This is a genomic window from Streptomyces sp. NPDC059255 (assembly GCF_042752355.1).
Lineage (GTDB): Bacteria > Actinomycetota > Actinomycetes > Streptomycetales > Streptomycetaceae > Streptomyces.
Genome location: NZ_JBHYZP010000001.1, coordinates 413,564 through 428,466, shown reverse-complemented (window position 1 = coordinate 428,466; position 14,903 = coordinate 413,564). Strand labels below are relative to the sequence as shown.

Annotated in this window: 12 protein-coding genes; 4 read left to right on the top strand and 8 right to left on the bottom strand. The window is 74.3% G+C overall.

Translation table 11 applies throughout. From position 1 onward, the window contains the following. Window positions 1–70 precede the first annotated feature (70 nt). The 7 genes from ACFXKG_RS01835 to ACFXKG_RS01805 all read right to left on the bottom strand — a co-directional run bounded on the left by ACFXKG_RS01835 (window position 71) and on the right by ACFXKG_RS01805 (window position 7,542). On the bottom strand, window positions 71–1,180 hold the full coding sequence (locus tag ACFXKG_RS01835; protein ID WP_384830678.1) for a LacI family DNA-binding transcriptional regulator: 1,110 nt from the start codon (window positions 1,178–1,180) through the stop codon (window positions 71–73). Between the two features lie 140 nt (window positions 1,181–1,320). Next, window positions 1,321–1,818: a hypothetical protein gene (locus ACFXKG_RS01830; RefSeq protein ID WP_384830675.1), complete on the bottom strand. Its 498-nt coding sequence runs from the start codon at window positions 1,816–1,818 to the stop codon at window positions 1,321–1,323. Window positions 1,819–1,976: 158 nt separating this feature from the next. Continuing rightward, window positions 1,977–2,771: an SDR family NAD(P)-dependent oxidoreductase gene (locus tag ACFXKG_RS01825; RefSeq protein WP_384830672.1), complete on the bottom strand. Its 795-nt coding sequence runs from the start codon at window positions 2,769–2,771 to the stop codon at window positions 1,977–1,979. A gap of 107 nt (window positions 2,772–2,878) precedes the next feature. After that, window positions 2,879–3,652, bottom strand: a complete 774-nt coding sequence (locus ACFXKG_RS01820) for an SDR family NAD(P)-dependent oxidoreductase (RefSeq protein WP_384830669.1) — start codon at window positions 3,650–3,652, stop codon at window positions 2,879–2,881. Window positions 3,653–3,740: 88 nt separating this feature from the next. Beyond that, on the bottom strand, window positions 3,741–5,093 hold the full coding sequence (locus ACFXKG_RS01815) for an MFS transporter (RefSeq protein ID WP_384830666.1): 1,353 nt from the start codon (window positions 5,091–5,093) through the stop codon (window positions 3,741–3,743). Between the two features lie 407 nt (window positions 5,094–5,500). Further along, on the bottom strand, window positions 5,501–6,379 hold the full coding sequence (locus ACFXKG_RS01810; RefSeq protein WP_384830663.1) for a polysaccharide deacetylase: 879 nt from the start codon (window positions 6,377–6,379) through the stop codon (window positions 5,501–5,503). A gap of 143 nt (window positions 6,380–6,522) precedes the next feature. Then, complete coding sequence (locus ACFXKG_RS01805; protein WP_384830660.1) at window positions 6,523–7,542, bottom strand: asparaginase; 1,020 nt, start codon at window positions 7,540–7,542, stop codon at window positions 6,523–6,525. A 195-nt stretch (window positions 7,543–7,737) separates the two neighbouring features. Between ACFXKG_RS01805 and ACFXKG_RS01800 the strand changes: the two genes are divergently transcribed. The 4 genes from ACFXKG_RS01800 (at window position 7,738) to ACFXKG_RS01785 (ending at window position 12,620) form a co-directional block, all read left to right on the top strand. After that, a complete protein-coding gene (locus ACFXKG_RS01800; protein ID WP_384830656.1) occupies window positions 7,738–8,784 on the top strand; it encodes a LacI family DNA-binding transcriptional regulator in 1,047 nt (348 codons plus the stop codon). A 162-nt stretch (window positions 8,785–8,946) separates the two neighbouring features. Next, window positions 8,947–10,587, top strand: coding sequence for a phosphoglucomutase (alpha-D-glucose-1,6-bisphosphate-dependent) (gene pgm, locus ACFXKG_RS01795; RefSeq protein ID WP_384830653.1), 1,641 nt, complete (start codon window positions 8,947–8,949; stop codon window positions 10,585–10,587). Window positions 10,588–10,754: 167 nt separating this feature from the next. After that, window positions 10,755–11,702, top strand: coding sequence for a 4-hydroxybenzoate octaprenyltransferase (locus ACFXKG_RS01790; RefSeq protein ID WP_384830650.1), 948 nt, complete (start codon window positions 10,755–10,757; stop codon window positions 11,700–11,702). A 24-nt stretch (window positions 11,703–11,726) separates the two neighbouring features. Beyond that, window positions 11,727–12,620, top strand: coding sequence for an oxygenase MpaB family protein (locus ACFXKG_RS01785; RefSeq protein ID WP_384830647.1), 894 nt, complete (start codon window positions 11,727–11,729; stop codon window positions 12,618–12,620). 6 nt (window positions 12,621–12,626) lie between these two features. Here ACFXKG_RS01785 and ACFXKG_RS01780 read toward each other — a convergent pair whose 3' ends face one another. Next, window positions 12,627–14,831: a SpoIIE family protein phosphatase gene (locus ACFXKG_RS01780; RefSeq protein ID WP_384830645.1), complete on the bottom strand. Its 2,205-nt coding sequence runs from the start codon at window positions 14,829–14,831 to the stop codon at window positions 12,627–12,629. Window positions 14,832–14,903 lie beyond the last annotated feature (72 nt).

The following is a 14,903-nucleotide window of genomic DNA, read 5'->3' as shown; positions in this document are numbered from 1 at the left end:
CGCGTTCGCGACGGAGGTCGGAATCCGCCCGGGCACGTACGCCACAGGGGTCGGAATCCGCCGGGGCGTGTCAGCCCTGCGGCGCGCCGAGGGGCCGCGTGCCCAGCAGCAGGACCGGTGCGATCAGCAGGTGCCCGACGGAGTCGGCGAGCAGCCGCGCGCCCGGCTCCGCCCGCTCCGTGCCGGGCGCGGTGTCCTCCCGCAGCGCGGCGGCGGCGGACACCGCGAGCCGGGTGACCTCGGTGGCCAGCGTCTGGACCGGCAGGTCGATCCGCGGCAGCCGGCGGCTCGACGGGTCGCCCGGGAGCGTACCGATGACGACGACGGTGACGTCCTCCGGCACCCGCAGCCCGGCCGCGGTCACGGACGCCAGGATGTGGTGGTGCGCGGAGGGGTGCTGTACGACCAGCGCGGTCGGCGCCGCGTCGGCCCCCGCGCCGCTCCCCGGCCGTCGGGTGCCGTCGGCCGTCCGGCCCCCCAGCAGCGCCCGGAGCCGGCGCGCCAGCGTGGCCGGATCGCCGACGGAGTGGACGACCCTGACGGCGGTGCCGGTGGTACGGGCGCCCCGGCGGGCGCCGGCGATCCCGCGCAGCGCGTAGCTGCGCCGCCCCCGTACCTCCGACTCACCGGGCGCGAGATACACCAGGTCGCGGTGGCCCGCGGCGGCCAGTTCCCGCACGGCGAGCGCCGCGGCCTCCTCCCAGTCGAGGTCGGTCCAGGGCAGCGCGTCCTCGTCCGCGGGCCGCCCGATCAGGGCCGCGGGGAAGACCAGTTCCCGTACGACGTCGATCCGCGCGTCTTCCATGTCGACGGCCATCAGGACCGCCGCGTCCGCGAGGCCGCTGAGCGCCACGCGTCGCAGCCCCTCCGCCTTGTCCTGAGAGGTCGTCAGCAGCAGGTCGTAGCCGAGGGTGTTGGCGGCGTCGCTGACCTCGATCGCGAACCGGCCGTCCACGGCGTGCCGTTCGCCGGCCGCGCGGGGCAGGGCGAGGGCGATCACATGGGTCCGGCTGCTGCGCAGGGTCCTGGCGCTGGCGCGCGGGTGGTAGCCGAGGGCGTCCACCGCCTCCTGTACGCGTCGGCGGGTCTCCTCGGAGATCGAGCGGGAACCGTTGAAGACGTAACTGACGGTGCTGGGCGCGACCCCGGCCCGCTGGGCGACGTCCCTGATGGTAGCCAACTCGACCCCTTCGATGATGCGGGAACGACGCCGGAGGACGTGCGGCAGCGCTGGCCGTTCATCGTATCGAACGGGTCGCCGCGCCGGTCCCGGGCGCGCTCCCGGACACCCCCGGGGTCAGCGCGGCCCTCTCCCCGGGGTCAGCGCGGCTCCTCCGGGGCGGCGCACACCCGCGTCAGATGCGCGGCGAGCGTCCGGGCGCCCCACGCGGCCTCGACCCGCACCGCGCGGGCCGCCGGATCCGTGTCCCCGCGGTGGAGCACCGGCACCGCGCCCGGCTCCGCGCCGCCGGTCAGCGACCAGCCGGCCGCCCGTACGGTGAGCGGCCCCGGCACCGCCCCGGCGCGCAGCGCCGCCGCCGTCCAGACGACCAGCGCGTGCGGGTCGATCACGGGGGCCTCCGGCAGGTGGTGGAGGCGGGTGGTGTCCCCGGACCCGGCGGTGATCACCGGCCCCGAGAGGGCGCGTACGGCGGTCCAGAGCGCGTCGAGTCCTGCGCAGTGGCGCCGGCGCCCGCCCCGGTCGGCGAGCTGCCAGCCGCCGCCCGGCCAGGGCCTGGCGGTCAGCCGGGTCCCGGCCAGCAGCAGGCGTACGGCACGGTGCCGGGCGGCCGTACCGCCGGGTCCGAGCGGCGCCACGCGCTCCGTCCAGCGGGTCGCGGGGCGGCCGCACCCTCCGCACACGGCCGGTCAGCCCCGCTCCGTACCGGAGGACTGCGGGGCGGACGGTCCGCCGGGGCGTCCGCACACACGGGAATCCGTGCCGCCGAGGCGCCCGTTCCGTCCGGAAGCCGTCCTCATGCCATCACGTCGCCGCTGTTGGGGCCGAGCGTCTGTCCCACGTAGAGGTTGCCGCCGGGGTCGGAGGCGAGGAGCAGCACGGTCGGCGCGATCTCCTCCGGGCGCCCGAACCGGCCGAGCGGCAGCTCCGCCTGCTTGGCGCGTTTCCACTCGGGGCTGAGCCCGTCCACCAGCGGGGTCTCCACCGGCCCCGGGGCGACCGCGTTGACCAGCACGTTGTGCGGGGCGGCCTCCCGCGCGAGTGCCTTGGTGAAGCCGATGACACCGGCCTTGGCGGCCGAATAGTGCGTCAGCCCCTCGCCGCCCTTCTGTCCGAGCTGGGAGGCGATGTTGACGATCCGCCCGCCGCCCCGCGCGATCATGTGCGGAAGGAGGTAACGGCAGCTCAGGAAGACACCGCGCAGGTCCACGGCGATGGTCTCGTCCCAGACCGCCGGATCCATCTCCACCAGCGGGACCTCGGTGAGGATGCCCGCCGAGTTGACGAGGACGTCCACCCCCTCGTGGCGGCGTACGGCGTCGTCCACCACCGCCCTGACCTGGTCGGCGTCGGCGACGTCGAGCGTGTGCAGGGTGACGGCGGCGGTACGGGGCAGCCGGTCGCGCAGGGCTTCCAGCCGGCGGGTGTCACGGTCGGCGAGGGCGAGCCCAACCCCCTGGCGGGCGAACGCCTCGGCGACGGCGGCGCCGATGCCGCTGGCCGCACCGGTGATCAGCACGGTGCGCGGGAAGGGAGAGGAGGCGTGGGACGAGGCCGGGGGCGGGGTCGGGGTCGGGGGCGCGGTGGTCATGGGGTCTCCGTGAGAGGTCGGGCGGTGGGGCAGTCCGGTCAGCCGAGGCAGCCGGGGCAGCCGGTCAGCCGGGGCAGCCGGTCAGGCAAGTCAGTCGGTCAGGCGAGTCAGTCGGGGAAGCGGACGGTCAGGCCGCCGTCCACGACGAGCTGCTGTCCGGTGATGTACGAGGCTTCGGGCGCGCACAGGAAGCGGATGGCCGCGGCCACCTCCGCCGGGCGGCCGACCCGGCCGGCCGGGATCGACGCCCCCGCCGCGCGCAGCCCCTCGGGGCCCAGCGAGTTGCGCGCGTCCAGCGACTGCGGGGTCTCGATCAGCCCGGGGATGACGGAGTTGGCGCGGATCCCCCGCGGTGCCAGCTCCACGGCGAGGGAGCGCACCAGCCCCAGCACCCCGGCTTTGGCGGCGGCGTAGTGCGCGTGCTCGCCCCACCCGTACACGCCGCCCGCGATGGACGAGACGGCGAGCAGCGCGCCGGGTCCCGTCATCCGCGCCGCCGCGGAGCGGAAGGTGCGCAGCACCCCGGTGAGGTCGACGCCGAGCATGTCCTGCCAGGCGTCCTCGGTGAGTTCGGCGAGCGGCGCCCGGCGCAGGATGCCGGCCGCCGCGACCGCGGCGTCGAGCCGGCCGTAGGTGTCCACGGCCGCCTGCGCCAGCCGCTCGGGCCCCGCGGCGCTCGCGACGTCCGCCTCGACGGCGAGACATCTGCCGCCGGCCGCGCGCACCGCGTCGACGGTCTCGGCCGGGTCGTGCGGATCGGCGGTGTGGAAGCCGATCACGGTGTCGATGCCGGCTTCGGCGAAGGCGACGGCCGTCGCCCGGCCGATGCCGCTGGCACCGCCGGTGATGAGGGCCGCGCCGCGCTGTCGTTCTGCGGTCATGATGTCGCGTTCTCCTGAGGGGAAAGAGGGACGAGGCGGTGGGGACGGGAGGGGGACTTGGGGCGGAGGGGAACGGCCGCCGGGCGCGTCAGACCGGCGCGGGCTCCGCCGGTACGGACGTACGGTGCCGGTCGACGTCCCGGGCGCCGAGCATCACCAGGCCGGAGCCGAAGATGCCGACGGCTCCGGCGGCGAAGGCGGCGAGGGTCATCGAGGCACCGGCCGAGAGCAGCGCGCCGAGCAGCGCGGAACCGACGATGGCGCCGACCGGGCCCATGGTGTGGGCGACGTTGGAGCCGATCCCGCGGACCTGCTCGGGGAAGGACTCGCTCATGTAGAACAACATCGCCGAGTAGGGGCCGGTCAGGAAGAACAGCCCGAGTGCGTACAGGCCGATCACGGCCCCCGTGGAGGTCGGGCCGAAGAGCATGGCCGTCATGGCGGCGCCACCGCAGCTCCAGCCGATGATGATGGTCGTACGGCGGCCGATCCGGTCACCGAGCCAGCCGTGGAAGACGTAGCCGAAGAAGCCCGCCAGGTTGGCGAGGACGAGGACCAGCAGCGCGCTGCTGAACGAGACGCCCTTGGCCTCGACGAGCACGGTCGTTCCCAGCACCGAGAAGATCTGGATGCCCATCCAGTTGAGCAGCCAGGCGGCGGCGAGACAGAGCGTGTGGCGGCGCAGCGCGGGGGCGAAGACCTCCCGCAGCCCGGGCTTGGCCTCGGCGGTCTCGATACCGGCCGACTTCTCGACGGCGGCGGCCTCGGCGGCGCGCCCCTCGGCGCGCAGGGCGCGGGCCTTCTTCAGGCCGAGGAAGACCGGGGACTCGGGCAGGGTGCGCATCAGCAGCGCGATGACGAGCGCGGGAACGGCCGCGATCACGAAGCTGCCGCGCCAGCCGAAGGTGGGCAGGGTCAGGGCCGTCACACCCGCGCCGACCAGGGCGCCGACGGGCCAGCCGCTCTGGACGAAGCTGAAGAGCAGCCCGCGCCGGGGGTGCTTTCCGTAGATCTCGTTGAGGTAGACGGTGTTGACGACCTCCTCGGAGTAGCCGAACCCGGAGAAGGCGCGGATACCGACCATGGAGATCGCGCCGCCGGCCAGGGCGGTCGCGGCGGAGGTGAGGGCGGCTCCGGCCGAGGTGATCATCAGGGCCGGGCGGCGGCCGAACCGGTCGAGGATGGGGCCGACGCAGAGCGAGACCACGAAGGTGCCCGCGGTGACGCCGGTGACGACGTTGGCGGCGGTCGCCGTGGACCAGCCGAAGTCCTCGGCGATCTTGGGGAGCAGCGTGCCGAAGAGGGTGAAGTCGTAGACGCTGAAGACCCAGGCCAGGAAGCAGATGACCGAGGCGCGGACGACGAGCTTGCGGGACGGGGCCGCCGGGTCGGTTATGACGGCGGGCTCGGTGACGGACGAGGGTTTCGCTGACGAGTGCACGAGCGGACTCCGATATGTACGAAGGGAACGCGGGGACGGTGCGGTGCGTACGGCGCGGCGAGGTGCGATGCGGTGCGTGCGGCGCGATGCGGTGCGATGCGTGCGGCGCGGCGCGTGGTGGTGCGCCGGGGCCGGGACGGGGAGCGGGGCCGGGTCCCGGCGCCGGCCCCGGGGAGAGGGCCGGCGCCGCGCGGCCGGATGCCGGGGCCGGGGCGGGAAGCCGGGGCCGGTGGCCGGGGGGGCCGCTGCGGGAAGGGGAAGGGACACAGCGGGAACGGCACGGGAGCAGTACGAAGCGGTACGAAGCGATACGGAAGCGAGCGTTCCGCGGAAGCGGTGCGGAAGCAAGCGTTCCGTGCGGGCGGTACGGGACGTGGTGAGCCGTACCGAGCGGGTACGGAGCCGGGTCAGCCGCGGGGACGGCGGCGGACGAAGTCCGTGGCGATCTCGTCGAAGGTGACCCAGCGGACGCCCTCGTGGCTGTTGATGTGGTCGATCAGCCGCTCGTGCATCAGCAGGTTCTGCGGCCGTCCCGACACGTCGGGGTGCACGGTCATCGTGAAGACGGCGTAGTCGTTCTCCCGGTAGACCCAGTCGAACTGGTCGCGCCACATCTGTTCGAGATCACGGGGGCTGACGAAGCCGTGGCTGTTGGGGCTGGCCTTGACGAACATCATCGGAGGCAGGTCGTCGAGGTACCAGTTGGCGGGGATCTCCACCAGATCGGTCTCCTCGCCGCGCTCCAGCGGCTTCATCCACTCCTCCGCCGGACGGTCGTAGTCGATCTTCGACCAGCTGTCGCCCACCCGTACGTAGTACGGCTCGAAGTCGCGGTGCATCAGGGAGTGGTCGTACGCGATCCCCCGCTCCAGCAGGAGCTCGTTGGTGACCGGGGAGAACTCCCACCAGGGGGCGACATAGCCGGTGGGGCGCCGCCCGGTGCGGGTGGTGATGAGGTCGATGCAGTGGTCGAGGATGTCGGACTCCTGCGTCCGGCTCATCGCGATCGGGTTCTCGTGGCTGTAGCCGTGCACCCCGATCTCGTGGCCGGCGGCCGTACATGCCTCGAACTCCTCGGGGAACGTCTCGATCGAGTGGCCCGGCCAGAACCAGGTGGTGGTCATCCCGCGGCGCCGGAAGAGCTCCAGCATCCGGGGCACGCCCACCTCGCCCGCGAACAGGCCGCGGGAGATGTCGCAGGGGGAGTCCTCTCCCCCGTACGAGCCGAGCCAGCCGCCGACCGCGTCGACGTCGACTCCGTAGGCGACCAGAATCTCTTTCGCCATGTCGGTTCTCCTCCACATGTGCTGGTTGGTGCGCGTTGACGTGTGCGCGTGGTGTCTGCGGGTGGTGTACGTGGTGTCTGCCGGTGGTGTACGTGGGGACGGGCCGCCCTTGGGGGAGGCGCGCCCGGTCGGCGGTCGGCCGGCTAAGGCCTCGGTGTGTCGTGGTGCCCGGCGTCGGCGAGCCAGTCGTGGATCAGCGCGGCGGCTCCCGTGGGCCCTCGCCCGGCGGCCCGGTGCAGCGCCGCGGCCAGGAGCAGCCGCAGATGCCACGGGGAGAGGTCGGCGGCGAAGACCGCGCCGGCCCGCAGCAGGTCGGCGCCGCCGCCCGCGCCGTACGCCGCCGAGGTCGCCCCGGCCGGCACCCGGCTCGCGACGGCGACCGCGACGCCGTCCGCCACCAGCCGCGCGACGGCGTCGGTGACGTCGGGCGGGGCGTTGCCCGCGCCGAAGGCGCACAGCACCACGCCGCGCGCACCCGCGGCCACCGCGGCGTCGAGCAGCGCGGGGTCGCAGCCGACGTAGAGCGGGACGATGTCCACCCGGGGCAGCCGGCCGAGGTCGTCGGCGCGGAGCAGCGGGGCGGGTCGGGGCGGCCGGCCGATCAGCCGGACGCGGCCGTCGTCCACGCGGGCGACGGGCCCCCGGCCCGGGGCGCCGAAGGCGGCGGGCGCCAGGGTGTCGGTCTTGCGCAGCCCGATGGCGGGCCAGACCGCGCCGTCGAAGACCGCGCTGACGCCGTGGCCGCGGGCCGCGGGGTGGGCGGCCCAGGTCAGGGCGGTGGCGAGGTTGCGCGGCCCGTCGGGCGCCGGGTCGTCGGCGGGACGCTGGGCGCCGGTGAGCACGACCGGGCGGTCGTCGGCCTGTACGAGGGAGAGCGCGAAGGCGGTCTCCTCCAGGGAGTCCGTGCCGTGGGTGACGACCACCGCGTCGGCCCCGTCGCGCAGGCTCTCGCCGACGGCTGCGGCGAGCGCGGCGAGGTCGGGGAGACCGAGCGAGAAGCTGGCCCTCAGGCCCATCTCCGCGCAGGTCACCTCGGTGCCCTCCGGCAGGGGGAAGGCGCGCGCGGCGTCCAGCAGCTCCTTCACCGTGACGGAGGCGACCCTCCCGGTGGGCGTGGAGCGGCTGGCGATGGTGCCACCCGTGCCGATGAGACGAAGCTGCATACGAAGCTCCACAATCGATTGCGAGAACGATTGCGCAACCATGCTCCACACGCACCCCGGAGGGCAACCCCCGTAATCGGATTTTCATGGAAGATGATGGTTCCGGACATGCGGCCACCCGGGCCGGTGCCTCCCGCACGGCCCGCATACCGGGGCCCGGCGCCCCCCAGCAGGACAGGAACGAGGACCACGGCCTTGAGACGACAGCCCGCAGCCGGCCGCGCCCCGGGCGAGAACGGTGCGACCGAGAACGGTGTGACCCTGGCCGATGTGGCCGCCGACGCGGGTGTGCACCAGTCCACCGCGTCCCGGGCGCTGCGCGACGGAGCCGGGGTAGGTGCCGCCACCGCCGACCGGGTGCGGGAGTCCGCGAGACGGCTCGGCTATGTCGCGCACCCCGCCGCGTCCAGCCTGCGGACCGGCCGCTCCCGGCTGCTGGGGGTGCTGGTCCCCCGGCTCACCGACATCGTGCTGGCCACCGTCTACGAGGGCATCGAGGCGGGCGCGGCGGCGGCCGGGTACCAGGCGGTCGTCGCCAACACCGGGGACGACCCGGCGGTCCAGCGGGCCAAGGTCGAGCGGCTGCTGGCGCTGCGGGTCGACGGGCTGCTCCTCGGGGACGCGCGCGGTGACACGACGCTCGCCTCCGAACTGGTCGCGCGCGGGGTGCCGGTGGCGCTGGTCTCCCGGCGGCTGCGCGGGGTCACCTCGTTCACCTGCGACGACATCGTCGGCGGACGGCTGGTGGCGGAGCATCTGCTGACGCTGGGACACCGCAGGGTCGCGGTCGTGGCGGGCGAGCCGTACGCCTCGACCGGGGTCGAGCGGACGAAGGGCTTCACGGACGCGTACGCGAAGGCGGGCCTGCCGGTGGACCCGGCACTGGTCGTCAACGCGCCCTTCGACGTGCACGGCGGCGAGCGCGCCGCGCACCGGCTGCTGGCCGCCGGGCCCCGCCCCACGGCGATCTTCGCGGTCAACGACTTCGCCGCGATCGGGGTCATGGGCGCGCTGCGCGCCTCCGGTCTGGTGCCGGGGCGGGATGTCGCGGTGGCGGGCTTCAACGACGTGCCGCTCTCCGCCCAACTCCCCATCCCGCTCACGTCCGTACGCTCACCGATGCGGGACATGGGAGAGCGGGCGGCGACCGCGCTGGTGGGGATGGTCGAGGGGCACCCGGCCCGGTCACGCCGGTTCACCCCGGAACTGATGGTGCGCGCGTCCACCGTCGCCGCCGACTGACCGGACCCGGGCCGGCCCCACCGTCCCGCGCCGGAACCGCCGTGGCCCGGTTCACCTGACAGGGTGCCCGGCGGGGCGGTCGCCGGTCACGGAGGCGACCCGCGAAGATGAACCGACGAAACGATCGACCGACCTGACCGACCGACCTGGAGGAATGGGCAGATGCCGCACGAACGAGCGGGACAGCCGGCCCGGCCGGAGGACCTCATCGATGTCGCCGAGCTGGTGACCGCCTACCACGCGCTGCACCCCGATCCCCAGGAGCCGGGCCAGCGCGTGGCGTTCGGGACCTCCGGGCACCGCGGTTCGTCCCTCGCCACCGCGTTCAACGAGGACCACATCGCCGCGACCAGCCAGGCGATCTGCGAGTACCGGGCGCTCCAGGGCACCGACGGGCCGCTCTTCCTCGGTGCCGACACCCACGCGCTCTCCGAGCCGGCCCAGGTGACCGCGGTCGAGGTGTTCGCGGGCAACTCCGTGACCGTGCTCATCGACAGCGCCGACGGCTACACCCCCACCCCGGCGGTCTCGCACGCGATCCTCACGCACAACCGCGGCCGTACGACGGGCCTCGCGGACGGCGTGGTGGTCACCCCGTCCCACAACCCGCCCGCCGACGGCGGTTTCAAGTACAACCCGCCGAGCGGCGGCCCCGCCGGGTCCGAGGCGACCAACTGGATCCAGGACCGCGCCAACGAGATCATCGCGGGCGGTCTCAAGGACGTACGCAGGCTGCCGTACCGGAGTGCCCTGGCCGCACCCGGCACCGGGCGGTACGACTTCCTCGGCACGTACGTGGCCGATCTGCCCGCCGTGCTCGACCTGGACGCGGTGCGCGCCGCCGGGGTACGGATCGGCGCGGACCCGCTGGGCGGCGCGTCGGTCGCGTACTGGGGCCGGATCGCCGAGGAGCACCGGCTCGACCTGACGGTGGTCAACCCGGAGACCGATCCGACCTGGCGGTTCATGACGCTGGACTGGGACGGCAAGATCCGGATGGACTGCTCGTCGCCGTACGCGATGGCCTCGCTGATCGAGCGGCGCGACCGGTTCGCGATCGCGACCGGCAACGACGCCGACGCGGACCGGCACGGCATCGTCACCCCGGACGGCGGGCTGATGAACCCCAACCACTATCTCGCGACCGCGATCTCCTACCTCTACACCCACCGTGAGCGGTGGCCGGCGGCCGCCGGGGTCGGCAAGACGCTGGTCTCGTCGGGGATGATCGACCGGGTGGCCGCGGACCTCGGCCGGCCGCTGGTCGAGGTGCCCGTCGGCTTCAAGTGGTTCGTGGACGGGCTGGCCGGCGGCTCGCTCGGCTTCGGCGGCGAGGAGTCGGCCGGGGCGTCGTTCCTGCGCCGGGACGGCTCGGTGTGGACCACCGACAAGGACGGCATCATCCTGGCGCTGCTCGCCTCCGAGATCCTCGCGGTGACCGGGAAGACCCCCTCCGAGCAGTACGCCGCGCTCACCGCGCGCTTCGGGGAGCCCGCGTACGCCCGGATCGACGCGCCCGCCACCCCGGCCCAGAAGGCGGTGCTCGCGCGGCTCTCACCGGCGCAGGTCACCGCGGACAGCCTCGCCGGGGAGCCGGTCACCGGGGTGCTCACCGAGGCTCCGGGCAACGGCGCGCCGATCGGCGGCATCAAGGTGTCCACGGAGAACGCCTGGTTCGCCGCGCGCCCCTCCGGCACCGAGGACGTCTACAAGATCTACGCGGAGTCCTTCCGCGGCGCGGACCATCTCGGCCGGGTCCAGGAGGAGGCCAGGGCGGTGGTCTCGGCGGCTCTGGGCGGCTGACACCACCGGCGGAACGGCCGCCGCCCGGCGTGCACTTACAGACTCTTGCCCTTGCCCGTAAGACTCTGGTTTCCGGGGATATCCCGACCGGAACGGCGAATTCCCCCCATCCGGGGCTAGGTTGGACGGATCGGCAGCCAATCCCCCCGGAAGGGACATGATTCGGTATGTCCGTCGCCTCAAAAGCCCCGGCCCACGTCCCTGCTCAGGTCCCGCCCCAAGGCCCTGCCGCCCGGTGGGTGGGGCGGGCCCCCGCCGGGGTGCGGCCGTATCTGGAGTCGCTGCGGCTGGACCGGCCGGTGGGGTCCTGGCTGCTGGTGATGCCCGGATGGATCGCCCTGGCAGCGATCGCCGGGCCCCGGGAAGGGGTCCTGCTCGGGCTGCTGCTCCTGGTGTACGGGGTGCTGTCGAGAGGGGCCGCCTGCGGGCTCAACGACGTGCTGGACGCGCGGTTCGACGCGCAGGTGCCGCGTACGGCGGGGCGGCCCGTCGCCTCCGGGCGGCTGGCACCCGGGCGGGCACTGGTGCTGTGTGTCGTGGTGGGGGCCCTCGCTCCGCTGGTGATGGGGTTCTGGAGTGTGGAGGCCGTGCTGTGGGCGGCGGCCGGGGCGCCCCTCGCCGCGGTGTATCCGTACATGAAGCGGGTCACCCACTGGCCGCACGTGTGGCTGGGGATCACCATCAACTGGACGGTGCCGCTGGTGTACGTCCTGCTCACCGGAGGGCTCGGGCTCGGCGGTGTGCTGCTGTACGGGGCGGTGATCTGCTGGGCCGTGGGGACGGACGTGATCTACGCCTGCCAGGACCGGGAGGCCGATGTGCGGGCCGGGGTGCGGTCGGCCGCCGTGCTGCTGGGGCGCCGCCGTACCCGGGTGCTGGTGGGCGGCGTGTACGCGGGATGTGTGGTGCTGCTCGCCTGGTTCGGGGTCGTGGCCGGGCTCGGGCCGCTGTACTGGCCCGGACTGTGCGTGGTCGCGGGGCAGTTGGGATGGCAGGTACGGCGGGCCGACCCCGCGGACGTCGGAGCCTGCGGGCGGGCGTTCGGCACCAACCCCCTGTGCGGACTGCTCATCCTCGTGGCCGTGCTCGCCGGGCGGATCGGTACCCTCGGCTGAGGGACGCGGACCCTGGAGGTACCGGTGGGAGTGCGGGAACGGATCGCGGCGGAACTCACGGCGGTCACACACGGCGGGGATCTCAAGCTGGAGCGGTACGCGGGGCCGCCCGGTGATCCCGGGCTGTTCGGGATCGCGCCGGGGGACCCGGTGTGGCGGGTGCACGGGCAGGCCACCGGGATGCTCACCGGCGGGTTCGCCGCGCTCATGCTCCAGTCGCTCCATCCGCTGACCATGGCGGGGGTCGACCAGCACTCCGATTTCCGCGCCGATCCGGTCGGGCGGCTGAACGGAACCGTACGGTTCATCACCACGACCACCTTCGGCTCCTCCGCCGCCGCCCGCGAGGTGATCGACCTCGTCCGGCGGATCCACACCCGGGTGCACGGCACCGCCCCCGACGGCCGGCCGTACCGCGCGGACGATCCCGACCTGCTCACCTGGGTGCACACCGCCGAGGTACGCAGCTTCCTCGCCGGCCACCAGACCTACGTGCCCCGGCCGCTCCGGCTGACGCCCGCCGAATGCGACGCCTACTACCGCCAGGCCGCCCCCATGGCGGAGGCGTTGGGCGCACGGGACGTACCGCGCACGTCCCTCGAAGCCGAGCGCTATCTGGCCCGTATGCGCCCCCAACTCCACGCCACTGAGGCCGCGTTGGACTCGGTCCTGTTCCTCCGCCGCTTCGGACGCACCCGACGGGAGCGGCTGGCCGCGGGCCTGCTCACGAACGCCTCGGTCGGGCTCCTTCCCGACTGGGCCCGCACCGAACTCGGCATCCGCCGCCCGGCCCCCGTCCGCACCGGCTGGGACCGGCCTCTGGCGACGGCCGTCGGACGCACCCTCCAGTGGGGGCTCGGGCCCTCCCGGATCCAGGCCGCCGCACGGGGGCGGCTGGCGGGGGCGCGGCAGGGGTGACGCCGGTCAGGCCGCCGGGAGAGGCTGTTCGGCCCAGATCGCCTTGCCGCCGGGGATCTGGCGCGAACCCCAGCGCCGGGTGAGCTGGGCGACGAGCAGCAGCCCGCGCCCGCCCTCGTCGTAGACCCGGGCCCGGCGCATGTGCGGCGCGGAGGTGCTGTGGTCGGAGACCTCGCACAGGAGCGTACGGTCGCGGATCAGCCGGAGCAGCACGGGGCCCCGGCCGTGCAGGATCGCGTTGGTGAACAGCTCGCTGACGACCAGTTCGGTGGTGAAGGTCAGCTCTTCGAGCCCCCACGCGGCCAGTTGGCCGGTGATGCGCTCGCGGGCGTCCGCGACGAGTTCGGGCTCCGCGGGCAGTTCCCAGGTGACGACCTGTTCCGCGTCGAGCACCCGGGTGCGGGCGAGCAGCAGGGCGACATCGTCGGTGCGGGACGGCGAGAGCAGCTTGTCGAGCACCGTGTCGCAGGTGGACTCCAGCGACGGGGACGGCGTGCCCAGGATCGCGCAGAGGCCCTCCACACCGGAGCCGGGCGCGGTGCCCAGCCCTTTGCCGGTGCCGGCGCCGTGCTCCGGCGACTCGATCAGGCCGTCGGTGTAGAGGGCGAGCGTGCTGCCCTCGGGAATCTCGAACTCGGCGGACTCGAAGGGCAGGTCCCCCAGGCCGAGCGGCGGTCCCGCGGGCAGGTCGAGCAGGCGCGCCGCGCCGCCGGGGGTGACGAGCACCGGCGGCGGGTGGCCGGCCCTGGCCGCGCAGCAGGCGCGGGCGACCGGGTCGTAGACCGCGTACAGACAGCTCGCGCCGATGTCCTCGTCGGCGGCGGCGCCGGGGTCGCCGTCCGGTCCCGCGCTCCCGAAGTTCTCCGAGGCGAGCCGTACCACCACGTCGTCGAGGTGGGTGAGGAGTTCGTCCGGAGGCAGGTCGATGTCGGCGAGCGTGCGGACCGCCGTACGGAGCCGGCCCATGGTGGCGGAGGCGTGGATACCGTGCCCGACGACGTCCCCCACCACCAGCGCGACCCGCGAGCCGGCCAGCGGGATGACGTCGAACCAGTCGCCGCCCACACCGTACTCGGAGTCGGCCGGGCGGTAGCGCGATGCGACCTCGACGGCCGACTGCGGGGGCAGTCCGCGCGGCAGCAGACTGCGCTGGAGGGCGACGGCGGTGGCCCGCTCGCGGGTGTAGCGGCGGGCGTTGTCGATGCAGATCGCGGCTCTGGCCGCCAACTGCTCGGCGAGGGCGAGGTCCTCCTCGGTGAAGGGCTCCGGGTGCAGGTGCCGGGTGAAGAGCGCGGCACCCAGGATGTTGCCCCGGGCGACCAGCGGGGCCGCCACGAGGGACCGGACCCCGAGGTCGGCGGACAGGGCGCCGCGCCCGGGATCGCGCGCCAACCAGTCGGTGTACGCCTGGTCCCCGGGGCCGGTGAGCACGGCGTGTCCGGTGGCGAGGCAGCGGGCCGGGGGCGAGAACTCGGGGTAGCGGTCGATGTCGCCGACGGCGACGGCGGCCTCGGGGGCGTCCGGATGCCGGGCGGATTCGTGCGCGACGCGGCGCAGCAGGATGTCACCGGAGACCGGTCCCGGCGCCGGCTCGTCGCCGCGCAGTACGGAGTCCAGCAGGTCGACGCTGATGAAGTCGGCGAATCCGGGGAGCGGTGTGCTCGCCAGTTCCTGGGCGGTGCGGGTGACGTCCAGGGTGGTGCCGATCCGCATGCTGGCCTCGCTGAGCAGGGCGAGGCTCGCGCGCGCCCTGCGCTGCGCGCTGTTCTCGAAGCCGGTCACGGCGAGCGCGTGCACCCGTCCCGAGGCGTTCCTGAGCGGCGAGAGGGAGAGTGCCCAGGAGCGGAGGTGCCGCTCGCCGTCCACGCGGCGGACGGTCTGCAGGGACTCGGCCTCGCCGGTGCGTACCACCCGGCGCAGGGCGGCTTCGAGCGCGCCCGCCGGTGTCTGCGGACCGCCCCCGCGCGCCGGGCGTCCGCCGTCCGGACCGGCCGCACCGTCGTCGGCTCCGCCGTCGTCACCGGCCGCGCCGTCGTCCAGCAGGAAGCCGGAGCGGCGGCCGCGCATCTCGGCCTCCGTGCGGCCGGCGATCCGGCACATCCGTTCGTTGGCGTGGAGCAGCCGCAGATCCGCGTCGTACACCGCCATGGGCAGGACGGACTGGGCGAATGACAGCTCCTGCCAGAGAGCCGCTTCGCGCGTGTCATCCATGGTGCTCGCTCCCCGCCGGGCCCCTGCCCTTCAGGCATGTGGTCGACCTCTGCCGGTCGCCCCCTGGTGCCC